Source organism: Curtobacterium sp. MCLR17_031 (assembly GCF_003234775.2).
Taxonomy (GTDB): Bacteria; Actinomycetota; Actinomycetes; order Actinomycetales; family Microbacteriaceae; genus Curtobacterium; species Curtobacterium flaccumfaciens.
Window position 1 is genome coordinate 2,915,588 of sequence record NZ_CP126270.1, and the last position, 20,873, is coordinate 2,936,460.

The 20,873-nt window shown below is 69.4% G+C and carries 17 protein-coding genes; 9 read left to right on the forward strand and 8 right to left on the reverse strand.

Features of this window, described 5'->3' with window-relative positions; translation table 11 throughout:
- Nucleotides 1–13 precede the first annotated feature (13 nt).
- Nucleotides 14–1,063, reverse strand: coding sequence for a LacI family DNA-binding transcriptional regulator (locus DEI96_RS13800; RefSeq protein WP_111023508.1), 1,050 nt, complete (start codon nucleotides 1,061–1,063; stop codon nucleotides 14–16).
- A gap of 179 nt (nucleotides 1,064–1,242) precedes the next feature.
- Between DEI96_RS13800 and chvE the strand changes: the two genes are divergently transcribed.
- The 3 genes from chvE (at nucleotide 1,243) to mmsB (ending at nucleotide 5,194) form a co-directional block, all read left to right on the forward strand.
- Complete coding sequence (gene chvE / locus DEI96_RS13805) at nucleotides 1,243–2,370, forward strand: multiple monosaccharide ABC transporter substrate-binding protein (RefSeq protein ID WP_027466162.1); 1,128 nt, start codon at nucleotides 1,243–1,245, stop codon at nucleotides 2,368–2,370.
- A gap of 102 nt (nucleotides 2,371–2,472) precedes the next feature.
- Nucleotides 2,473–4,026 carry a multiple monosaccharide ABC transporter ATP-binding protein gene (mmsA, locus tag DEI96_RS13810; RefSeq protein WP_111023511.1) on the forward strand — a complete coding sequence of 518 codons (1,554 nt, stop codon included), beginning with the start codon at nucleotides 2,473–2,475 and terminating at the stop codon, nucleotides 4,024–4,026.
- Nucleotides 4,013–5,194, forward strand: coding sequence for a multiple monosaccharide ABC transporter permease (gene mmsB, locus DEI96_RS13815; RefSeq protein ID WP_027466160.1), 1,182 nt, complete (start codon nucleotides 4,013–4,015; stop codon nucleotides 5,192–5,194). The genes mmsA and mmsB overlap by 14 nt, the downstream gene beginning before the upstream one ends.
- 128 nt (nucleotides 5,195–5,322) lie before the next feature.
- Here the strand turns inward: mmsB and DEI96_RS13820 are convergent, their stop codons facing one another.
- Nucleotides 5,323–6,663, reverse strand: coding sequence for an alpha-amylase family protein (locus tag DEI96_RS13820; protein ID WP_220039122.1), 1,341 nt, complete (start codon nucleotides 6,661–6,663; stop codon nucleotides 5,323–5,325).
- Nucleotides 6,664–6,744: 81 nt separating this feature from the next.
- Here DEI96_RS13820 and DEI96_RS13825 point away from each other — a divergent pair, with 81 nt between their 5' ends.
- Both DEI96_RS13825 and DEI96_RS13830 read left to right on the forward strand, forming a co-directional pair.
- Nucleotides 6,745–7,143 (forward strand): DUF3253 domain-containing protein, encoded by a 399-nt coding sequence (locus tag DEI96_RS13825; protein ID WP_111023514.1) that lies wholly within the window; start codon nucleotides 6,745–6,747, stop codon nucleotides 7,141–7,143.
- Between the two features lie 37 nt (nucleotides 7,144–7,180).
- Nucleotides 7,181–8,281 (forward strand): SDR family oxidoreductase, encoded by a 1,101-nt coding sequence (locus DEI96_RS13830; protein WP_111023517.1) that lies wholly within the window; start codon nucleotides 7,181–7,183, stop codon nucleotides 8,279–8,281.
- A gap of 15 nt (nucleotides 8,282–8,296) precedes the next feature.
- Here DEI96_RS13830 and DEI96_RS13835 read toward each other — a convergent pair whose 3' ends face one another.
- Nucleotides 8,297–9,370: a spore photoproduct lyase family protein gene (locus DEI96_RS13835; protein ID WP_111023520.1), complete on the reverse strand. Its 1,074-nt coding sequence runs from the start codon at nucleotides 9,368–9,370 to the stop codon at nucleotides 8,297–8,299.
- Between the two features lie 44 nt (nucleotides 9,371–9,414).
- On the opposite strand from DEI96_RS13835, the gene DEI96_RS13840 reads away from it, so the two are divergent.
- Nucleotides 9,415–9,720: a biopolymer transporter Tol gene (locus tag DEI96_RS13840; RefSeq protein WP_111023523.1), complete on the forward strand. Its 306-nt coding sequence runs from the start codon at nucleotides 9,415–9,417 to the stop codon at nucleotides 9,718–9,720.
- Nucleotides 9,721–9,835: 115 nt separating this feature from the next.
- Here DEI96_RS13840 and DEI96_RS13845 read toward each other — a convergent pair whose 3' ends face one another.
- The 4 genes from DEI96_RS13845 to DEI96_RS13860 all read right to left on the reverse strand — a co-directional run bounded on the left by DEI96_RS13845 (nucleotide 9,836) and on the right by DEI96_RS13860 (nucleotide 15,115).
- Nucleotides 9,836–11,665: a glycoside hydrolase family 35 protein gene (locus DEI96_RS13845; RefSeq protein WP_111023526.1), complete on the reverse strand. Its 1,830-nt coding sequence runs from the start codon at nucleotides 11,663–11,665 to the stop codon at nucleotides 9,836–9,838.
- 104 nt (nucleotides 11,666–11,769) lie between these two features.
- The gene (locus DEI96_RS13850; RefSeq protein WP_181242986.1) at nucleotides 11,770–13,104 is read right to left on the reverse strand and encodes an ABC transporter substrate-binding protein; all 1,335 of its coding nucleotides are present in this window, start codon (nucleotides 13,102–13,104) and stop codon (nucleotides 11,770–11,772) included.
- A gap of 98 nt (nucleotides 13,105–13,202) precedes the next feature.
- Nucleotides 13,203–14,174, reverse strand: a complete 972-nt coding sequence (locus DEI96_RS13855) for a carbohydrate ABC transporter permease (protein ID WP_209049394.1) — start codon at nucleotides 14,172–14,174, stop codon at nucleotides 13,203–13,205.
- A complete protein-coding gene (locus DEI96_RS13860) occupies nucleotides 14,171–15,115 on the reverse strand; it encodes a carbohydrate ABC transporter permease (RefSeq protein ID WP_111023529.1) in 945 nt (314 codons plus the stop codon). The genes DEI96_RS13855 and DEI96_RS13860 overlap by 4 nt, the downstream gene beginning before the upstream one ends.
- A gap of 196 nt (nucleotides 15,116–15,311) precedes the next feature.
- Between DEI96_RS13860 and DEI96_RS13865 the strand changes: the two genes are divergently transcribed.
- On the forward strand, nucleotides 15,312–16,337 hold the full coding sequence (locus DEI96_RS13865; protein ID WP_035808788.1) for a LacI family DNA-binding transcriptional regulator: 1,026 nt from the start codon (nucleotides 15,312–15,314) through the stop codon (nucleotides 16,335–16,337).
- Nucleotides 16,338–16,659: 322 nt separating this feature from the next.
- Here DEI96_RS13865 and arfA read toward each other — a convergent pair whose 3' ends face one another.
- The gene (gene arfA / locus DEI96_RS13870) at nucleotides 16,660–18,165 is read right to left on the reverse strand and encodes an arabinosylfuranosidase ArfA (RefSeq protein WP_111023532.1); all 1,506 of its coding nucleotides are present in this window, start codon (nucleotides 18,163–18,165) and stop codon (nucleotides 16,660–16,662) included.
- 295 nt (nucleotides 18,166–18,460) lie between these two features.
- Between arfA and DEI96_RS13875 the strand changes: the two genes are divergently transcribed.
- Both DEI96_RS13875 and DEI96_RS13880 read left to right on the forward strand, forming a co-directional pair.
- Entirely contained in the window at nucleotides 18,461–19,816 is a 1,356-nt protein-coding gene (locus tag DEI96_RS13875; protein ID WP_111023535.1) for an extracellular solute-binding protein, read from the forward strand.
- Between the two features lie 84 nt (nucleotides 19,817–19,900).
- On the forward strand, nucleotides 19,901–20,872 hold the full coding sequence (locus DEI96_RS13880; protein WP_111023538.1) for a carbohydrate ABC transporter permease: 972 nt from the start codon (nucleotides 19,901–19,903) through the stop codon (nucleotides 20,870–20,872).
- Nucleotide 20,873: the final 1 nt, after the last annotated feature.

A 20,873-nucleotide genomic window follows, 5' to 3' on the forward strand; every position in this document is an offset into this window, starting at 1 on the left:
GTGCGAGGGGGCGCTACGTGCTGCGCCGCACCACCAGCTCGGGCGCGAGCAGCGTCTCGTCGCGGGGCTCCCCCTCGACCAGGGCCCGCACGGTGTCGAGCACCCGCTCCCCCATCGCCCGGAAGTCCTGCCGCACGGTGGTCAGCGGCGGCGTGAAGTGCGCGGCCTCGGGGACGTCGTCGAACCCCACGACCGCGATGTCGTCGGGGACCCGCAGCCCCTCGTCGGCGAAGGCGTGCAGCACCCCGAGCGCCATCTGGTCGTTGCCCGCGAAGACGGCGTCGACCGTCCCCACGTCGATGCGCCGGGCGGCCGCGAAGCCGCTCGCCGGGGTCCAGTCGCCCTCGAGCACGACCGGTTCGAGTCCGGCGTCCTGCATGATCCGCACGTAGGTGGCGCGACGCACCTCGGACTCCTGGGACACGTGCGGTCCGGCGATGTGCACGATCCGGCGGTGTCCGCGGTCGAACAGGTGCTGCATGACGAGCGAGGTGCCGGCCGCCTGGTCGATGGCGACGGCGGCGACGCTCGGCGCGACCGGGGTCCGGACGGCGTCGCGCTGCACGGCGTTCGACACCACGACGGGCACCGTGACCGGCACGGTGAGCGAGGCGAGGGCGTCGAGCACCCGGTTGTCGGCGGCGACCAGCACGATCGCGGCGACGTCCTGCGCCAGCAGCGTGGTGAGCGCCCCGGACAGGTCGGACGGCCGCGGTTCCTCGGGCAGTGTCGACAGCAGCACGTGGTACCCGGCGGAGCGGGCGGCCCGTTCGAAGCCGATCGAGGTGCTCGACGGGCCGTACAGCGCGTCGCCGGCGGTGATGATGCCGAGCGCCTTGCTCCGCCCACCGGCGAGCGCCCGGGCGGCGGCACGGGGCCGGTACCCGAGCTCGGTGACGGCGTCGGTGACCTGCGTCCGGAACTGCTCGCGGACGGTCGGGTCGCCGTTGATCACGCGGGAGACGGTCTGGTGGGACACGCCGGCGCGTTCGGCGACGTCGAAGATCGTCGGGGCCTTCCGGCGCTTGCCGCCCCTGCCCTCGGGGGCGGTCGTGGTGCTCACGCGCCAACCGTACCGCTCGGTCCGGTCGCCGCGGCAAGATCACGAAACGGCGGTGTTGAGTTGACACCCCGTCACGGAACCCACAAGATGTGAGCGCTCACACGAGCGCATCCCACGGGGCACAGCAGCCCCGGCACCCGACCGCGTCGAGGACGACGCGAAGGAACAGAGGTACTTCGATGATGAAGCGCAGGATCATCGCGGGCGTCGCAGCCGTCGGCATCGCGATCTCGCTGGCCGCTTGCTCGGCCGGCGGCCGTGCGTCCACCGATGGTGGCGGCAGCGGCGACAACAAGGGCGCCCTCGTCGGCGTCGCCATGCCCACCAAGGTCTCCGAGCGGTGGATCAAGGACGGCAACGCCGTCAAGAGCGACCTCGAGAAGGCCGGCTACAAGGTCGACCTCGAGTACGGCGACAACAAGGTCCAGCAGCAGGCCCAGCAGGTCAGCAACATGATCACCAAGGGCGCGAAGGTCCTGATCATCGCGTCGATCGACGGTGGCGCGCTCTCCGACCAGCTCGACGCCGCCGCCAAGGCCGGCATCAAGGTGATCTCGTACGACCGCCTGCTCACGGGCAACAAGAACGTCGACTACTACGTGTCCTTCGACAACGAGAAGGTCGGCGTCGACCAGGCGAACAGCCTGCTCACCGGCCTGGGTGTGCTCGACGCGGACGGCAAGAAGACCGGCGAGAAGGGCCCCTTCAACATCGAGGTCTTCGCCGGCTCGCTCGACGACAACAACGCCGGGTTCTTCTTCAACGGCGCCATGAAGACGCTCAAGCCGTACCTCGAGGACGGCACGCTGAAGATCCAGTCCGGCCAGGACCAGCTGTCCCAGGCCGCGACGCAGCAGTGGGACCCGGCCACGGCCAAGGCCCGCATGCAGAACCTGATCGCGAAGTCCTACTCGGGCGGCACCACGCTCGACGGCGTGCTCTCGCCGTACGACGGCATCTCGATCGGCATCATCTCGGCGCTCCAGGGCGCCGGGTACGGCACGAGCGACCGTCCGCTCCCGACGGTCACGGGCCAGGACGCCGAGGCAGCCTCGGTCAAGTCGATCATCGCCGGCCAGCAGTACTCGACGATCTACAAGGACACGCGCAAGCTCGCCAAGCAGTCCGTCACCATGGCCGAGGACCTGCTCACCGGCAAGAAGCCCGAGGTCAACGACACGAAGAGCTACGACAACAAGGTCAAGGTCGTCCCGACCTTCCTGTTCCAGCCGACGGTCGTCACGAAGGACAACTACAAGGAAGTCCTCGTGGACTCCGGGTACTACACCGAAGCCGACCTGAAGTAGTCAGGCCCATCTCACGGACCGGAGGCGCGGTGCCAGCCCGCACCGCGCCTCCAGTCCGTCTCCACCAGCGCGCGCACGCGCGCACGACGGAAAGGCGTCCACATGGCGGACACCATCCTCGAGATGCGGGACATCACCAAGACGTTCCCCGGCGTCAAGGCCCTGCAGGGTGTCTCGATCGAGGTCGAGCGCGGCCAGGTCCACGCGATCTGCGGCGAGAACGGCGCGGGCAAGTCGACGCTCATGAAGGTGCTGTCGGGTGTCTACCCGGCCGGCTCCTTCGACGGCGAGATCCTGCTCGACGGCGAACCCGTGCGGTTCGCGAACATCAACGACTCCGAGGCTGCGGGCGTCGTCATCATCCACCAGGAGCTGGCGCTCAGCCCCTTCCTGTCGATCGCCGAGAACATCTTCCTCGGCAACGAGCAGTCCAAGGGCGGCTTCATCGACTGGAACAAGACGAACCTGACGGCCGCCGAGCTGCTGGGGCGCGTCGGGCTGAAGGACAACCCCGTCACCAAGGTCGTCGACCTCGGTGTCGGCAAGCAGCAGCTCGTCGAGATCGCGAAGGCGCTCTCGAAGGAGGTGAAGCTCCTCATCCTCGACGAGCCCACCGCCGCGCTGAACGACGACGACTCCGCGCACCTGCTCGAGCTCATCCGCTCGCTGCAGGCCGAAGGCATGACGGCGATCATCATCAGCCACAAGCTCAACGAGATCAAGGCGATCGCGGACAAGGTCACGATCATCCGCGACGGCAAGACCATCGAGACGCTCGACATGCGGGCCGACGACGTGTCCGAGGACCGGATCATCCGCGGGATGGTCGGCCGTGACCTGTCGAACCGGTACCCCGAGCGCGAGAACCCCGTCATCGGCGAGGAACTGCTGCGGATCGAGGACTGGACCGTCCACCACCAGCTCGACTCGTCGCGCGAGATCATCCACCAGGCCAACCTCAACGTCCGCGCCGGCGAGGTCGTCGGCATCGCCGGGCTGATGGGCGCCGGCCGCACGGAACTCGCGATGAGCGTCTTCGGCCAGTCCTACGGCACCGGCATCAGCGGCACCGTCTACAAGCGCGGCACCCCGATCAAGACGCACACCGTCTCGCAGGCGATCGACAACGGCATCGCCTACGTCACCGAGGACCGTAAGCGCTACGGCCTGAACCTGATCGACGACATCAAGCGGAACATCTCCGGGTCGGCGCTCGGCAAGCTCGCCAACTGGGGTTTCGTGAACTCCTCGGAGGAGACCACCGTCGCGACCCAGTTCCTCAAGAGCCTCAACATCAAGGCGCCGAACGTCGACGTCGTGACCGGGAAGCTCTCCGGCGGGAACCAGCAGAAGGTCGTCCTGTCGAAGTGGATGTACGCCGACCCCGACGTGCTCATCCTCGACGAGCCCACCCGCGGCATCGACGTCGGCGCGAAGTACGAGATCTACACGATCATCAACCAGCTCGCCGACCAGGGGAAGGCGGTCATCGTGATCTCCTCCGAGCTCCCCGAACTGCTCGGCATCTGCGACCGCATCTACACCCTCTCCGAGGGCACCATCACGGCCGACGTCCCGCGCGCCGAGGCGACGCCCGAGGTCCTCATGCAGTACATGACCCAGGAACGGGAGACCCCTGTCAATGAACGCGCTTAAGTCCGCCGTCGGCTACCTCACCGGGCAGCTCCGACAGATCGGCCTGTTCATCGCGCTGATCGTCATCGTCATCTTCTTCCAGGTGACCACGAACGGCATCACGCTGGCCCCGATCAACGTCTCGAACCTGATCGTCCAGAACAGCTACATCCTCATCCTGGCCATCGGCATGGTCATGGTCATCATCGCCGGACACATCGACCTGTCGGTCGGCTCGGTGGTCGCCTTCACCGGTGCCATGGCCGGCGTGATGATCACGCAGTGGAACATCCCGTGGCCGATCGCGGTCGTGCTCTGCCTGGTGGTCGGTGCGCTCGTCGGTGCCTGGCAGGGCTTCTGGATCGCGTACTTCGGGATCCCGGCGTTCATCGTGACGCTGGCGGGCATGCTCGCGTTCCGCGGCGCGGCCCAGATCGTCCTGCAGAACCAGCAGATCTCGCCGTTCCCCGCCGGCTTCCGCTCGCTCGGCTCCGGCTTCCTGCCGTCCTTCGGCACCACCGGGTACGAGCCGCTCACGATGATCCTCGGCTTCGCCGCCGCGGCCGTCATGGTGATCGCGGCGTTCCGCGGACGCATCACGCGGCGCAAGTACCAGCTCGAGAGCGAGCCGTTCGCCTGGTTCATCGTGAAGACGGCGTTCGGCGCCGTGCTCGTGATCTACGTGGCGCTCCTGCTCGCCAGCTACAACGGCACCCCGATCGTGCTCGTCGTGCTCGGCGCCCTCGTGGTGATCTACTCGGTCGTCATGCGGAGCGCGGTGTTCGGCCGCCACATCTACGCGATCGGTGGCAACGCCCTGGCCGCGCAGCTGTCGGGTGTGAAGACGAAGCGCGTCACGTTCCTGCTCTTCGTCAACATGGGTGTCATCTCGGCCCTGGCGGGTGTGGTCTTCACCGGCCAGCTCAACCTGGCGGCGCCGGGCGCGGGCAACGGCTTCGAGCTCGACGCCATCGCCGCCGTCTTCATCGGTGGCGCGGCCGTCACCGGCGGCATCGGCACCGTGCCGGGAGCCATCGTCGGCGGTCTGATCATCGGCCTGCTGAACAACGGCATGTCGATCCTCGGTGTCGGCACCGAGTTCCAGTCCCTGATCAAGGGTCTGGTGCTGCTCGCCGCCGTCGCGTTCGACGTGTTCAACAAGCGCCGGGCGGCGTCCGCGCGCAAGTAGCGTTGTTCGCTCGTTCGCGCGTGCGCGCGTTCGCGCGTTCTCGTGTTCGCGTTCGCGTTCGCGCGTTCGCTTGTTCGCTTGGTGAGCAGAAACGGTCGGGTCCTCGATGGGGACCCGACCGTTTCTGCTCACGAACGCGACAGGACGGCCCAACCCCCGGCCGGGAGGCGCAGGGTCCAGTCCCCGAGATCGGCCCCGCCCGCCTCGACCTGCGTCGCGTCGGCCACGGGCACCTCGACGGGATCGTCCGACAGGTTCAGGGCGGTCACCACGGCGGCGTCCGCCGTCGCGGTCCGCAGCACCACGGCGGTGTTGGTCAGGTGCACGACGTCGGTGTGCGCGCGGTGCAGCCACGGGTTCCGGCGACGCAGGGCGATGAGCGCCTCGTGCGCGTGGGTCAGGTCCGTCGGCTCCGGCACCTCGGCCGGGAACTCCGGGCGGACCGCGTCGTCGCCGCCCTCGCGTTCCTCCTTCACCCCGGTCCAGCCGTACTCGTCGCCCGCGTAGACCACGGGGGTCCCCGCCACCGTGAACAGCACCGCGGCGGCGTGCCCGGCGAACCGCTCCCCCACCGCGCTCGCGATCCGGGTGACGTCGTGGTTGCCGACGAACGTCGTCGGGGCGAAGGTGGCCAGCAGCGCGTCGTGCCGCTCGATCGCGTGCGCGAGCTCGTGGCCGTTGCGGTCCGCGATGCCGTGCCAGATCCCCTGCCACAGCTCGTACTGGGTCAGCGAGTCCATCGTCGAGTCGCGTGCGATCGCCGCCGCGTCGCCGTGGATCACCTCGCCGCTGAACCAGGCGTCCGGGAACCGCTCCCGCACCCGCGGCAGCACCCTCGCCCAGAACGCCGGCGGCACCGCGTACGCCGCGTCGAGCCGCCAACCGTCGACGCCGCGGGCCAGCCAGTGCGTCATCACCTCCACCACGAGGTCCTCGGTGGCACGGCTGTCGTGGTCGAGCGCGACGAGGATGTCGTGGCCCTCGAACAGTCCGACGGGCACGGGCTGCCCCGGCTGCCACCCCGACCAGTCGATGGCGAACAGGTCGGCGGTCGGCGCCTCCGGGCCCTGGTCCGACAACGCACGCAACGCCGGGTGCTCACGGCCGACGTGGTTGAACACCCCGTCCAGCAGCACCCGCACGCCCCGCTCGTGCGCCGCGGCGACCAGGGCGTCGAAGTCGGCATCGTCGCCCAGGCGCGGGTCGATGCGGAAGTGGTCGACCGTGTCGTACCCGTGGGTCGAGCTCGCGAACACCGGGCCGAGCAACAGGCCGTTCAGACCGAGGTCGACGACGTGGTCGAGCCAGCCAATCAGGCGGTCGAGGCGGTGTTCGAGCGGACGCTCCCCCACCGGTGACGCGGGGCGGACCTCGGCGCCGACGAAGCCGAGCGGGTAGACGTGCCACCACATCACGTGCTGGACCCAGGCCGGCTCGGACGGACGGGCGGGGGCGGTGTCGGGATTCACTGCTCCGATGCTGCCAGGCGCACCTGGACCGTGCGCGTGGTGGCTGTGGACCGCCCTGCCGAGCAGGACGAGGATGGGGCCATGGGACGGGCGATCAGGACGGAAGCCGATGCGTCGGCATCGGAGTCGGCACACGCCGAACGGACCTGCGCCTCGTGCGGGCGACGGATGCCGTCCTCGGCGGCGCCGGAGGCGAAGTGGTGTTCGGCAGCCTGCCGCCGACACGGGCTCGACGACACCGACCGGGCCCTCGAGCAGCGCATCGACGAACTGCTCGCGGCACGGGCACGGACCTCGAGCATCTGCCCGTCCGAGGTTGCACGATCACTCGACCCGGACGACTGGCGGCCGCTGATGGAGCCCGCGCGTCGAGCCGCCCGGCGCATGGTCGCGCGCGGCGAGGTCGAGATCACCCAGGGCGGGTCCGTCGTCGACCCGTCGACCGCCAAGGGCCCGATCCGCATCCGCCGTCCGCGGTGAGGGAACATGTGTCGTCCAACGTCGGTTGCATCGAAGGATGACTGCAACCGGATCGACCGAACAGACCTCTGCCCGCCGCGAAGCCCTGGTCGTCGGAGCCAGTGGCATCACCGGTTCCGCCCTGGTGCGCCACCTGCTCGACCTGGGCTGGGACGTGACGGCGCTCTCCCGCCGACCGCTCGCTGAACAGGGCGTCCGGACCGTCGCGGCCGACCTGCGCGACCCCGAGAGCCTGGCGGCCGCACTCGCCGACGAGCACCCGACCCACGTCTTCTTCACCGCCTGGCAGCGGCAGGACACCGAGGCGGAGAACATCCGCGTGAACGGCGGCATGGTCCGCGACCTGCTCGCGGCGCTGTCGCACGCTCCGCTCGAGCACGTCGCCCTGGTCACCGGCCTGAAGCACTACCTCGGCCCGTTCGAGGCGTACGCCGCGGGCGAGATGCCCGACACCCCCTTCCACGAGGAGGAACCGCGCCTCGACACCCCGAACTTCTACTACGCGCAGGAGGACGAGCTCTTCGCCGCTGCCGAACGCCAGGGGTTCACCTGGTCCGTGCACCGCTCGCACACCGTGATCGGGCACGCGGTCGGCAACGCCATGAACATGGGCCTCACACTCGCCGTGCAGGCCACGCTGGCGAAGGAACTCGACCTGGACTTCGTGTTCCCGGGCAGCGAGGCACAGTGGAACGGCCTGACCGACATGACCGACGCCGGCATCCTCGCGGAGCACATGGTGTGGGCCTCGACGTCACCCGAGGGTGCAGACGAGCCGTTCAACATCGTCAACGGTGACGTCTTCCGGTGGCGCTGGATGTGGCCGCGCCTGGCCGCGCACCTCGGTGTCGACCCCGCGCGCGTCGTGGGCTACGAGGACGCTCCGCGACCGCTCGAGGAGCAGATGGCGCCGTACGAGTCCGAGTGGGCCGGCATCGCCGAGCGCCACGGTCTCGCCGAGGCCGACATCACCCGGCTCGCCTCGTGGTGGCACACCGACGCCGACCTCGGTCGTGCGATGGAGGTCGTCACCGACATGGGGAAGAGCCGCGACGCCGGGTTCAGGGCGTTCCGGCGGACCGAGCAGGCCTTCGCGGACCTGTTCGCCCGGTACCGGGCCGACCGCCTCATCCCCTGATCGGTCCGGGGCCGGTCAGAAGGCGTACCGGATCCGGCAGGACGGCAGGTGCTCGGCCACGAGTTCGCGGAAGCGCTCGACGAGCTGCCCCTTCATGCCGGACCGGTAGCGCACGTTCACGGCACCGTTCTGGGACACCTTCTGCTCCTGCAGGTCCGGACGCCACAGCAGGTCTTCGGCCTTGGGGTGCCACCCGAGGTTGACCTCGTGCAGGGGCTGGTTGTGGGTCAGGAAGATCACCTCGGCAGCGAGCTGCGCCTTGGCGGCCGGGGACAGCACGTCGTCGACCTGCCGGAGCAGCTCGGCCCAGTCCGACTCCCACGTCGGCGTGAGGATGACCGGCGAGAAGTTCAGGTGGACCTCGTAGCCGGCGTCGACGAAGTCGTTCACCGCGGCGATCCGCTCGGCGATCGGGCTCGTACGGATGTCGGTGATCTTCGCGGTCTCGTGCGGCATCAGCGAGAAGCGGATCCGGGTCCGGCCCATCGGGTCCCAGTCGAGCAGGTCGCGGTTGACGTACTTCGTGGCGAACGAGGCCTTGGCCGTCGGGGTCATCCGGAACAGGTCGCAGAGGTCGCGGACGTTGTCGCCGATCATCGCGTCGACCGAGCAGTCGCTGTTCTCGCCGATGTCGTAGACCCAGGACTCCGGGTCGCACTGGTTCGGTTCGGTCTTCGGCCCCTGCTTGGCGATGTTCCGCGCCACGTGCTTGGTGATCTGATCGATGTTCGCGAACACCGTCACGGGGTTGCTGTAGCCCTTGCGCCGCGGCACGTAGCAGTAGGCGCACGCCATCGCGCAGCCGTTCGCGGTGGACGGTGCGATGAAGTCGGCGGAGCGACCGTTCGGCCGGGTCACCAACGACTTCTTCACGCCGAGCACGAGCGCCTCGGTCTTGATCCGCACCCAGCGCTGGACGTTCCGTTCGTCGCCGTGCACCTCGGGGATGTTCCAGTGCGACTCGACCGGGACGATCTCGGCGTCCGGCCAGCGCCCGACGATCTCCTGCCCGCGCTGCAGTTCGAGCGCGGCCGGCTCGGCGTAGATGCGTCGGACGTCGAGCATCGGGCGGACGCGTTCGTGGCTCATCGGCTCCTGTCTACCCGGCACCACCGACGGTGCAGACTCGGACCATGACCGCCGAACCCGACGACCACTTCTTCGTCGTGGACGGCCGACGCTGGCGCCGCACCGACCCCGCCCTGCCCGAGGAGCTCGCCGCCGCACTCCGCTCCCACCTTGGGCGCGGGCGCAACGCCGTGAAGACCGCGAAGCGCGCGGGCGACGACGAGGCCCTGGCGGCGGCACGGCACCGGAACGGCCTGGTCAAGCACGGCCTGGGCGAACGCGGCCCCGAGTGGTGGACCCGCCCCGAGGCCGACCGGATCGCCGATGCAGAGCGCGCCCTCGCCGACCTGGACGCCCTCGACCGCGACTGATCCTTCCCATGACGCCCGCCATGGACAGCGGAATCGGGCGTACCTGGTCGAAACGTCCGACCAGGGACGCCCGATTCGACCAGGGACGCCCGATTCGACCAGGCCGCGCGCCCGACTAGGCCTCGGTGTGACCCAGGTCGGGCTGGACGAGCAGGCACGCGGTGCGGGACGCGGCGGCGTGCAGCTCGAGCACGACGAGCTCGTTGCGACCCTGGCGCAGGACCGGGCCGGGGATCGCCAGGGTCCGCTGCGGGCCTCGCGACCAGTACCGACCGAGGCAGAACCCGTTGACCCAGGCGACACCCTTCCGGAACCCGTCGAGCGACAGGTACCGGTCGTCCACGGTGTCGAGGTCGAACGAGCCAGCTGCGAACGTCGGCCCGGCGAGCACCTCGGTGCCGGTCGGAGCGACCTCGGACAGCGCGGTCACGGCGGCCGGCGCGATGGGGTCGAGGGCGAGCGGCGACGCCGTCCAACGGGCCACCGGGACGCCGTCGATCGAGACACCCCCGATCAGGCCCTTCGGCTCACCGATGCGGACGCCGTAGTCGACGCGGCCCTGGTCCTCGACGAGGAGCTCGAGCGTGCCGGTCACCGGCGGCAGGGTGATGGCGCGGTCGTGGTGCTCGCGCTCCAGGACCCCGACGACGACACCGTCGGCCGACACGATCGCACGGTCGCGCACCTCGGTGCCGACGGTCAGCACCCCTCCGGTGGGCAGGTCGACCTCGGCGCGGTAGGCGACGAAGCCGCTCGCGGCTCCGAGGGCGTCGAAGGTCGGCGGCTCGTCGTGCGCGGACCACGTCGTGAGCGTGGGCAGCAGGGAACGGAGCGACGCGACGCGGTCCAGACGGACGGCGAGGTCCGTGGCGGGGGTGATCCGGGCCTCCAGGCCGTCGCCGGACGCGGCCACGGGACCGAGTCGACCCGATCCACCCGGCTCCATCGTCGCGGGCAGCGGCGGGACGGGCGCGTAGCGCGCGATCACCGCGCGGAAGGCGTGGAACTTCTCGGTCGGCCGACCGGCCTCGTCGAGCGGGGCGTCGTAGTCGTACGACGTCGCGATCGGGCGGTAGACGCCCTTGTCGTTCGCGCCGTTCGTGAAGCCGAAGTTGGTGCCGCCGTGGAACATGTAGATGTTCACCGAGCCGCCGGCGGCGAGCAGGACGTCCAGGTCCTCGGCGCTGGCGGCCGCCGGCGTGGTGTGGTGGTGCTCGCCCCAGCTGTCGAACCAGCCGTCCCAGAACTCCGAGCACATCAGGGGCCCGGTGGGCTGGGCCTGCCGCAGGCGCTCGAGGCGGGCGGCGGAACGGGAGCCGAACGAACCGGTCTTGTGCAGCGAGGGCAGGGAGCCGTCCTCGAGCATCGTGCCCATCGGCTGGTCGACGCTCGTGAAGGGGACGGTCAGCCCGATGTCGCGGTGCATCTGCTCGAGTGCGCGCAGGTACTCGGGGTCGGAGCCGTAGGCGCCGTACTCGTTCTCGACCTGCACCAGGACGATGGGCCCGCCCTGGTCGATCTGCCGCGGGACCAGCACGGGGGCCAGCTGCTGCAGGTACGTCTCGACCGCCGCGAGGAAGCCGGGCTCGTTGCGCCGGACGCCCACGGAGCCGTCCGCGAACAACCAGTACGGCAGACCGCCGTTCGTCCACTCGGCACAGATGTAGGGGCCGGGGCGGACGATGGCGTACATGCCCTCGGCGGCGACGAGGTCGAGGAAGCGGCCGAGGTCCAGGCCACCCGACAGGTCGAACACCCCGGGCGACGGCGCGTGCGCGTTCCAGGCGACGTAGGTCTCGATGGTGTTGAGGCCCATCAGCTTCGCCTTGCGGATCCGGTCGGCCCACAGGTCGGGGTGCACGCGGAAGTAGTGGATCGCGCCGGACAGGACCCGGTGCGGCTCGCCGTCGAGCAGGAAGTCGGTGTCGCCGATGGCGAAGCGCATGGTGTCATTCTCTCGTTGCCGGCCCGGCCGGGCGTGGAGCGGGGCCGGGCGTGGAGCGGGGCCGTGCGGACGTGTCCGCACGGCCCCGCGGGGATGCTGTCGAACTACTTCGACGAGACCGTGAAGCCCTGGTCCTTGCCGTACTTGGCGAGGGCCTTCTGCCAGGCCTCGAGGCCGGCGTCGAGCGAGGTGCCGTTCTCGTACGCCTGACCGACGGTGTCGGCGTAGACGCTGTTCGCGTACACCTGGTAGGGCAGGTAGGTGAAGTCGTTGTCCGAGGACTTCGACGCGTCGACGAGCACCTTGTTGATCTGCTGGCCGCCGAAGTACTCCGGCTTCTCGTCGAGGAACGCCGACGAGTCGAGGTCAGCGGTGGTCGACGGGAAGCCGCCGGACTCCATGAAGACCTTCGTGGACTCCTTCGAGGAGTTCAGCCACTTGAGGAAGCCCGCGGCGAGGGCCGGGTTCTTCGACTGCTTCATGACGACCTGGGCGCTGCCTCCGTTGTTCGCGGTCTGGGCGGTGCCACCGTCGTAGGTCGGCATCGGGGCGACGCGCCAGTCGCCCGAGGCCTGGGCGACGCCGGACTCCAGGTTGCCGGGCATCCAGGCGCCGGTGATCATCGTGGCGATCTCACCGTTGCCGAGCTGCTTGTACCAGTCGTCAGTCCAGCCGACCGTCTTCGACAGCAGGCCCTGCTCGACGAGCTCGTTCCAGGTGCTCGTCCACTTCTTGGTGCCCTCGTCCTGCAGGTTGATGGTCACCTTGTCACCGTCGGTGGTGAAGGGGGTGCCACCGGCCTGGGCGATCATGCTCGTGGTGAAGCCGGCGTCGCCGGAGTCCGCCGCGATGTAGGCCTTCGGGTCCGCCTCGTGCAGCTTCTTGGCCGCCGTGACGTACTCGTCCCACGTCTTCGGCACGGCGATGTCGTGCTTGTCGAAGACCTTCTTGTTGTAGAACAGCGCCATGGGGCCGGAGTCCTGCGGCAGGCCGTAGACCTTGCCGTCGATGGACACCGAGCTCCAGGTGCTCTTCGCGAAGTCCTTCTCGAGCGAGTCGAAGCCGTAGCTCGACAGGTCGAGCAGCGACTCGGACAGCGCGAACTGCGGCAGGGCGTAGTACTCCACCTGGGCGACGTCGGGGGCGCCCGAGCCGGCCTTGATCGTGTTCTGCAGCTTCGTGTACTGGTCGGCACCGGTGCCGGCGTTGACGAGCTTGACCTTCACCTTGGGGTACTGCTTCTCGAACGCGGCGACCTGGGCCTTCGCCGACGGGGTCCACGACCAGTAGGTCAGGGTGCCACCGTCCTGCAGGGCCTTGTCGATGTCGTCGGCCGATCCGCCGGAGCCGGAGCCACCGGAGGCGCACGCGGCGAGGGCGATCGCGGCGGTGACGCCGATGGCGAGGGCGCTGAGCCCGCGCCGGAGACGCTTGTTCATGGGAGTGCCTTTCACTTCTTCGTGGAGGGGGTGGTGCTGCTGTGTGCCGGACCGGGCGGCGCGTGGCGGGGTCGCCGTGCGCCTGGTGTCCGAGGGGGTCAGGCCTTGACCGACCCGGCCGCGAGGCCGGACTGCCAGAAGCGCTGGAGGAAGAGGAACGCGACCACGATCGGGATGATCGTGAGGAGCGATCCCGTGACGACGAGGTTGTAGATCGGCTGCGCGCCGGACCCGGTGGCCTGCGCGTTCCACTGGTTCAGGCCGACCGTCAGCGGGTACCACTTCGGGTCGCTCAGCATGATGAGCGGCAGGAAGTAGTTGTTCCAGGTGGCGACGACCGCGAACAGCAGGACGGTGACGACACCGGGCGCGAGCAGGCGGAGCGCGATCGTGAAGAAGATCCGGAACTCACCGGCGCCGTCCATGCGGGCGGCCTCGAGCAGTTCGGCCGGGATCGCGTCCACCGCGTAGGTCCAGATCAGGTACATGCCGAACGGGCTGATCAGCGAGGGCAGGATGATCGCCCACGGGGTGTTGGTCAGGCCGACCTGCGAGAACAGCAGGAAGGTCGGGACCGCCAGGGCCGTGCCGGGGACCGCGATGGCGCCGAGGACGACGGCGAAGACCGCGCGGCGACCGGGGAACTGGAACTTCGCCATGCCGTAGCCCGCGACGGTGGCGAGCAGGGTGGCCCCGCCGGCACCGACGACGACGTAGAGCAGCGTGTTGCCGAACCACTGCAGGAAGATGCCGTCGTTGTACGTCACCGTGTCGACGATGTTCTGCCAGAGGTTGAAGTCCCCGCCGAACCACAGACCGAACGTGGAGAGCAGCGACGCCTGCGTCTTCGTGCTGTTCACGAGCAGGTAGAACAGCGGCGCGAACGAGTACACGACGAAGACCACCATGACCGCGGTCAGCAGGCCGGAACGCTTCGGCTTGCGTCCGCCTTCCGCGGTGCGGAGCTGCCTGGAGGCGCGGATCGAGCGGGTGCGCGGCGCACGTTGCGTCGTGGTCGCCTCGGTCACCGTGGCCGCTGCGGGCCCGGCGGGGTGCTGGATGGTGCTCATCGGTTCTCCTCGCGGGTGCCGCGGACCTGGACGACGTAGGCGATCACCGCGGTGATCACGCCCATCACGATCGCGACCGTGGCGGAGTAGTTGAACTGCTGACCGCTGAAGGACAGCGAGTAGGCGTACATGTTCGGGGTGAAGGCGCTGCCGATGACGTTCGGGGCGAGCGTCTTGAGCAGGTTCGGCTCGTTGAAGAGCTGGAAGCTGCCGATGATCGAGAAGATCGTGGCGATGACCATCGGGCCGCGGAGCGCCGGGAGCTTGATCGAGAGGACCGTGCGCATCGGGCCGGCACCGTCGAGCTCGGCCGCCTCGTACAGCTCACCGGGGACGGTGCGGAGTGCGGCGTAGAAGATCAGCATGTTGTAGCCGAGGAACTCCCACGTGACCACGTTGCCGATCGACGTCAGGACCCAGCTCGGGCTGAACGGCTGCAGCAGGTCGATGCCGAGCGCGTCGTTCGCGGCGCCCGTCAGACCGAACTGGTTGCCGTAGATGAAGCCCCAGATCAGGGCCGCGACGACCCCGGGGACGGCATAGGGCAGGAACACCGCGATGCGGAAGAAGCTCGTCCCCCACAGTCGGGCGCTGTCCAGGGCAAGGGCGGCGACGAGCGCGAGGCCGAGCATGATCGGCACCTGGACGACCAGGAAGATCGCGACCCGGCCGAACCCGGACCAGAACTTGGCGTCCTGGAAGAGCTGCACGTAGTTGGCGAACCAGACGAACTGGTTGCCGCCGATGAGCTGGTCGCGGAACAGGCTGAGCCAGAGCGCGTAGCCGATCGGCACGATGAGCATCAGGACCAGGACGACGACGAACGGGCCGACGAACAGCCATCCGGTGAACCGTCCCCGCGGCTTGGGGCGGCGGCCGGCCGGGCGCTCGGCGGTGGGGCGCGGTGCTGCCTCACCGGGGCGCGCTGCGAGCGTGCTCATGTGACTCCTTCGTCTGCTGCGTTCGGGTGGTCGATGTCGGCGCCTCGGCCCGGGCCGGATCAGGGTGTCCGGGCGGTCACCGATGTTGACGTCAACATCGAACGACGCGACGATAGCATGGCAACGTCAACATGCGCTAGCGTCCGGGGAGGCCGACCGCTCGGCCCCTCGATCCGGAAGGAGCGCCAGCGTGACGATGGAGTCCCCCGCCGGCACCCGCCGCGCCCCCTCGATGGCCGCAGTGGCCGACGCCGCCGGGGTGTCGATGCAGACGGTCTCGCGCGTCGCCCGGGGCTTCGACAACGTCAGCCCGGAGACCCGCGATCGCGTCCAGCGCGCGATGGAGTCCCTGGGCTACCGACCCAACCGCGCCGCCCGCGCCCTGCGCTCCGGCCGCTTCCGCACCATCGGCGTGATCATGTTCACGCTCGCGTCCTTCGGCAACATGCGCACGCTCGAGGCGATCGCCGACGCCGCCGGGGTCGCCGACTTCACGATCACCCTGCTGCCGATGGCCTCGCGCACCGAGGCCGGCGTGCGCTCCGCGTTCTCGCGCCTGCACGAACAGGCCGTCGACGGCGTCGTGATCATCATCGAGTCGCACATCATCGACACCGCCGAGGTCGTGCTGCCCGACGGCGTGCCGATGGTCATCATCGACTCCACGGGCAGCACCGACCACCCCGCGATCGACACCGACCAGGCCGACGGCGCCCGACAGGCCACGCAGCACCTGCTCGACCTCGGGCACGAGACCGTCTGGCACGTCGCCGGGCCGGAGTCGTCGTACTCGGCAGCCCGTCGCCTCGCCGCGTGGCAGGACACCCTGACGCGCGCCGGTCGGCCGGTCCCCCCGGTGTTCCGCGGCGGCTGGACGACCGAGCACGGCTACGAGGCCGGGCTCGAGATCGCTGCACGCCCGGAGATCACCGCGGTGTTCGCCGCGAACGACCAGACCGCCCTCGGTGTCCTCCGCGCCGCACACGAGTCCGGTCGCCCGGTGCCGTCGTCGCTCAGCGTGGTGGGGTTCGACGACTCCCCCGAGTCCGACTCGTTCTGGCCGCCACTGACCACCGTGCACCAGTCCTTCGACGAGGTCGGCCGCCGAGCGGTCGCGAACCTGCTCGCCCAGATCGACGGCGAGCGGGTCAGCGTCGCGGCGGACCTGGTGCCGGTGCGGCTCGTCGAGCGCGCGAGCACGGCGGCGCCGCCGGCGCGCTGACGCGGCGGGGCGCGGCGCGGGTTTTCGCGCTCACCGACACATCACGCGCGCACGGCCCCGTGAACTGTCGCCCAGCCCGTGAACTCGCGCGCGGGCCGGACGGGAGGCCCGGTGCCAGGCCGCCACGCGCCTCCCGGCCGCCGCCGCGCATGTTTCGGGCCCAGCGACAGTCCACGCGCCCGTCGCCCCGTGAGATGTCGCCCAGCACGTGAACTCGCGCCGCCCACCGCGCCCCCACAACGAGCAGAGGACGTCGGGCGCGAGCGCCCGACGTCCTCTGTGCTCACTCGACGCCCGCCGTGGCGTGCGCCGAGGCGCCTTGTCAGCCGATCGAGACGGCGGTCCAGGAGACCGGCGGGAGCTCGATCGTGACGGTGTCGCCCTCGCGACGGACCGACTCGTTCGTACGGAGCTCCACGCGCGAGGTGTTCTCCAGGTCGTTCACGGCGTGCAGGTCGTCGTCCCAGACACCCTCGGCGTGGACGTCACCCGTCGCACCGATGCCGGCCAGGTCGATCGTCACCGTGGTCGGCTCGGACGGGTGGCGGTTGATCAGGAAGACCGCGGCCTTGCCGTCCTCGGACACGGTGGCGGCGGAGTCCACGACCGGGACCTCGCCGTGCTTGCCGCCGTCGACCGTGTCACCAGAGGCCTTGACCTGCAGCGAGGTGCCCTGCGCCAGGCGCGAGGTGACCGAGAACGGGAAGAACGTCGTCTGGCGCCAGGCCGGGCCGCCGGGCTCGGTCATGATCGGGCCGATCACGTTGACGAGCTGGGCGAGCGAGGCCGAGGCGACGCGGTCGGCGTGGCGGAGCAGCGAGATGAGCAGGCCACCCACGACGACGGCGTCGGCGACGGTGTAGACGTCCTCGAGCAGACGCGGGGCGACGGGCCACTCGTCGAGCGTGAAGGTCTTGGCCTTCGCTTCCCACTTCTTGATCGACCAGACGTTCCACTCGTCGAACGAGATGTCGATGCGCTTGTCGGACTTCTTCTGCGCCTGGACGTGGTCGGCGGCCGTGGTGACCGTCTTGATGAAGTGGTCCATGTTGGCGCCCGAGGCGAGGAACGACGGCAGGTCGTCGTCCTCCTCGTAGTAGGCGTGCGCGGAGATGTAGTCGACGTCGTCGTAGGTGTGCTCGAGGACGGTGCGCTCCCACTCGCCGAACGTCGGCATCGACGCCCCGGAGGAACCGCAGGCGACGAGCTCGAGGTCGGGCTGGATCTGCCGCATGGCCTTGGCGGTCATGGCGGCGAGCTTGCCGTAGTCGTCGGCGTTCTTGTGGCCGAGCTGCCACGGGCCGTCCATCTCGTTGCCGAGGCACCACATCTTGATGGCGAAGGGTTCCTGGCGACCGTTCGAACGACGGTATTCGGACAGTGCGGTCCCGGCGTCGATGTTCGCGTACTCGAGGAGCTCGATGGCCTCCTGCGTGCCGCGGGTGCCGAGGTTCACGGCGAGCATGAGCTCCGAGCCGACCTGGTCGAGCCAGTGCTGGAACTCGTGCAGGCCGACCTCGTTGGTCTCGGTCGAGTGCCAGGCGAGGTCGAGGCGGCGGGGGCGCTGCTCGACGGGGCCGACGCCGTCCTCCCACTTGTACCCAGAGACGAAGTTGCCACCGGGGTAGCGGATGGCGGAGACGCCGAGTTCCTTGACGAGTTCGACGACGTCCTTGCGGAAGCCGTGCTCGTCGGCGGTCTCGTGGGTGGGCTCGTGGATGCCGTCGTAGACGTGGCGGCCGAGGTGCTCGACGAACCCGCCGAACAGGCGACGTCGCACCGGCCCCACGGTGAACGCGGCGTCGAGGACGAGGTGTGTGCGGGGCATGGATCTCCTTCGATCGTGGCAGTGCGGTTCGTGCGGGGAGCGGGTGGGGCCACGGACGGGAACCGAAGCGGGCCGTCACGAAAGTGAGCGCTCACCTGACGGAAACGCTACCGGGTTCCACGCCGTCGCGAAAGGGGTGGCGGATGCCGGGAGCGAGCGCTAATGTGAGCGCTCACGGAGCACCGGAAGGTCGTTCCGTGTCCGGAGCAGCAGTGCTCCGGGTCCGGAGCAGCGATGCTCCGGCGGGAGCACCGACCCTGTTCCCGAGCCCGGCCCATCCCGATGGAGTGATGCCATGCCGATCCCACCCGCAACACCCGCGTCGCGCCTCTCGCGCCGGGGCTTCCTCGCCGCTGGCGCAGCGGCCGCGACGGTCCTGCCGCTCGCCGCCTGCTCGAGCCCCCTCGCCGCCGGCCTCGCCGGCAGCGCACTCAACCCCGAGACCCTCGTCTTCTGGAACCTGTTCGGCGGTGGCGACGGCGTCCGCATGCAGGCCATGGAGGACGGCTACGCGAAGCAGCACGGCGGCTCGAGCGCGCTGCAGGGCACCACGTTCGCGTGGGGCAACCCGTACTACTCGAAGCTGACACTGGCGACCGTCGGGAACAAGCCGCCGGACGTCGCGGTCGCGCACCTGACCCGCGCGAAGCCGCTCTGGGACGGTGACCTGCTCGACCCGATCACGTCCGACGACCTGGCGAGCGTCGGCCTGAGCGCCGCCGACTTCAACCAGAAGGCCTGGGCGGCGCAGAAGACCGACGGCAACAACATCGCGGTCCCGCTCGACACCCACCCCTTCGTCCTCTTCTACAACGTCGACGTCTGCAAGAAGGCCGGCCTGATCGACGGCGACGGCAACCTCGTCGACCTCAACGGCATGGACAACTTCGAGAAGGCCCTCGCCGCGGTCGCCAAGGTCACCGGCGGCACAGCGCTCAACGTCGCGAACGTGGTGCCGGAGACGGCCACCCCGTGGCGCTTCTTCTGGACGATGTACAACCAGCTGAAGGACGCCACCCCGTTCATCAGCGACGGCGGATCGAAGCTCACCGTCAACGAGGACGCCTACAACGAGGTCACGAGCCGCACCCAGAAGTGGGTGAAGGAGGGCTGGCTGAACAAGGCCCTCGACTACGCCACCGCGCAATCGCTCATGTTCGACGGCAAGGCCGGCTTCTTCATGCAGGGCGAATGGGAGATCAGCACCGCGCAGTCGATCAAGGGCCTGAACTTCGGCATGGCGCCGATCCCCCAGCTCTACGACAAGCCGGCGACCCAGGCGGATTCGCACACGTTCGTCCTGCCGAAGAAGGACCGCACGCCGGAGCAGCGCAAGCAGCACATGCTCTTCATCAAGCAGATGCTCGAGCAGAGCCTGACTTGGGCCGAGGGCGGGCACGTGCCGGCCTACATCCCGACGTTCGACAGCGCCGCGTACAAGAAGCTCACGCCGCAGTCGAACTACGCGGCCGCAGCCGAGACCGCCGTGTTCGACGACGCCGCCTGGTACGGCGGGTCGGGTTCGACGTTCGAGGGCACGGTGGGCGCCCAGCTCGCCCTCGTGCAGCAGGGCAGCTCGTCCCCCGCGCAGGCCCTCAGCGCCATCAAGTCGCAGCTCGCGACGTACCTCAACACCCCGAGCCCCCTGTGACCCGGTACGCAACAGCCCGGCCGGACCACGCCGGGCAGACGACCCCCGCGATCGCCGTGAACACCGCGCGAAAGGCACGATGACGTGACCACAGCACCTGTCCTCGACCGGCCGACCGACGCGGCCACCGCGCCGCGTCTCCGCCGGAACCGCACCTACGGCTCCAGCGTGAACCGCGGCCAGGGCCGCAGCGGCTGGCTGTTCCTCGCCCCGTTCGGCCTGTTCTACGTGGCCTTCCTGCTCGGCCCGACGGTCTGGATGATCGTCACGAGCTTCTTCAACACCTCGACCGTCCGCACCGGGCTCGGCAGCTTCGCCGGGTTCGCGAACTACGCCGAGATGCTCGGGCGCAGCGACTTCTGGTCGTCGCTCTGGCACACGCTGCAGTTCACGCTGTACACGACCCCGCCGCTCGTCATCCTGGCGTTCGTGTTCGCCGTGCTGACGAACCGGATGAACCGCGGGCAGTGGTTCTTCCGTCTGGCGTTCTTCCTGCCGTTCATCCTGCCGTCGGCGACGATCTCGCTGATCTGGGTGTTCATCTTCACGCCGAGCACCGGTCTGTGGGCGAGCCTGCAGTCGGCGATCGGCATGACGCCCGGCTCCGGCATGCTGTCGAGCCCGAACACGGCCATGATCGGTGTCGCGATCGCCACCGTGTGGTGGACCCTCGGCTTCAACTTCGTGCTCTACCTGGCCGGTCTGCAGGAGATCCCGCGCGAACTGTACGAAGCAGCCGCCGTCGACGGTGCGTCGAACTGGCAGCAGATCAAGTCGATCACGCTCCCCCTGCTCGGCCGCACGACGACGCTGGTCGTCCTGCTGCAGATCATCGCGAGCCTGAAGATCTTCGACCAGGTCTACCTGATGACGAACGGCGGGCCGGGCATCTCGACCCAGGTCTCCCTGCAGCTCATCACGGGCGTCGGCTTCACCGACAACCGGCTCGGTGCCGCATCGGCCGCGTCGGTCCTCCTGTTCATCGTGATCGTGGCGATCGCGGTCATCCGGCAGCTCGTCGAGCGCGCTGCCGCCAAGCGAGAGATCGGGGCCTGAC

Excerpts from the sequence above, each read along its gene's own strand:
- mmsB (WP_027466160.1), top strand. The coding sequence starts at position 4,013 with ATGAACGCGCTTAAGTCCGCCGTCGGCTACCTCACCGGGCAGCTCCGA.
- DEI96_RS13875 (WP_111023535.1), top strand. The coding sequence starts at position 18,461 with ATGCCGATCCCACCCGCAACACCCGCGTCGCGCCTCTCGCGCCGGGGC.
- DEI96_RS13855 (WP_209049394.1), bottom strand. The coding sequence starts at position 14,174 with ATGAGCACCATCCAGCACCCCGCCGGGCCCGCAGCGGCCACGGTGACC.
- DEI96_RS13850 (WP_181242986.1), bottom strand. The coding sequence starts at position 13,104 with ATGAACAAGCGTCTCCGGCGCGGGCTCAGCGCCCTCGCCATCGGCGTC.
- mmsA (WP_111023511.1), top strand. The coding sequence starts at position 2,473 with ATGGCGGACACCATCCTCGAGATGCGGGACATCACCAAGACGTTCCCC.
- DEI96_RS13845 (WP_111023526.1), bottom strand. The coding sequence starts at position 11,665 with ATGCGCTTCGCCATCGGCGACACCGACTTCCTGCTCGACGGCGAGCCG.
- DEI96_RS13865 (WP_035808788.1), top strand. The coding sequence starts at position 15,312 with ATGGAGTCCCCCGCCGGCACCCGCCGCGCCCCCTCGATGGCCGCAGTG.
- arfA (WP_111023532.1), bottom strand. The coding sequence starts at position 18,165 with ATGCCCCGCACACACCTCGTCCTCGACGCCGCGTTCACCGTGGGGCCG.
- DEI96_RS13825 (WP_111023514.1), top strand. The coding sequence starts at position 6,745 with ATGGGACGGGCGATCAGGACGGAAGCCGATGCGTCGGCATCGGAGTCG.
- DEI96_RS13860 (WP_111023529.1), bottom strand. The coding sequence starts at position 15,115 with ATGAGCACGCTCGCAGCGCGCCCCGGTGAGGCAGCACCGCGCCCCACC.
- chvE (WP_027466162.1), top strand. The coding sequence starts at position 1,243 with ATGATGAAGCGCAGGATCATCGCGGGCGTCGCAGCCGTCGGCATCGCG.
- DEI96_RS13835 (WP_111023520.1), bottom strand. The coding sequence starts at position 9,370 with ATGAGCCACGAACGCGTCCGCCCGATGCTCGACGTCCGACGCATCTAC.
- DEI96_RS13830 (WP_111023517.1), top strand. The coding sequence starts at position 7,181 with ATGACTGCAACCGGATCGACCGAACAGACCTCTGCCCGCCGCGAAGCC.
- DEI96_RS13840 (WP_111023523.1), top strand. The coding sequence starts at position 9,415 with ATGACCGCCGAACCCGACGACCACTTCTTCGTCGTGGACGGCCGACGC.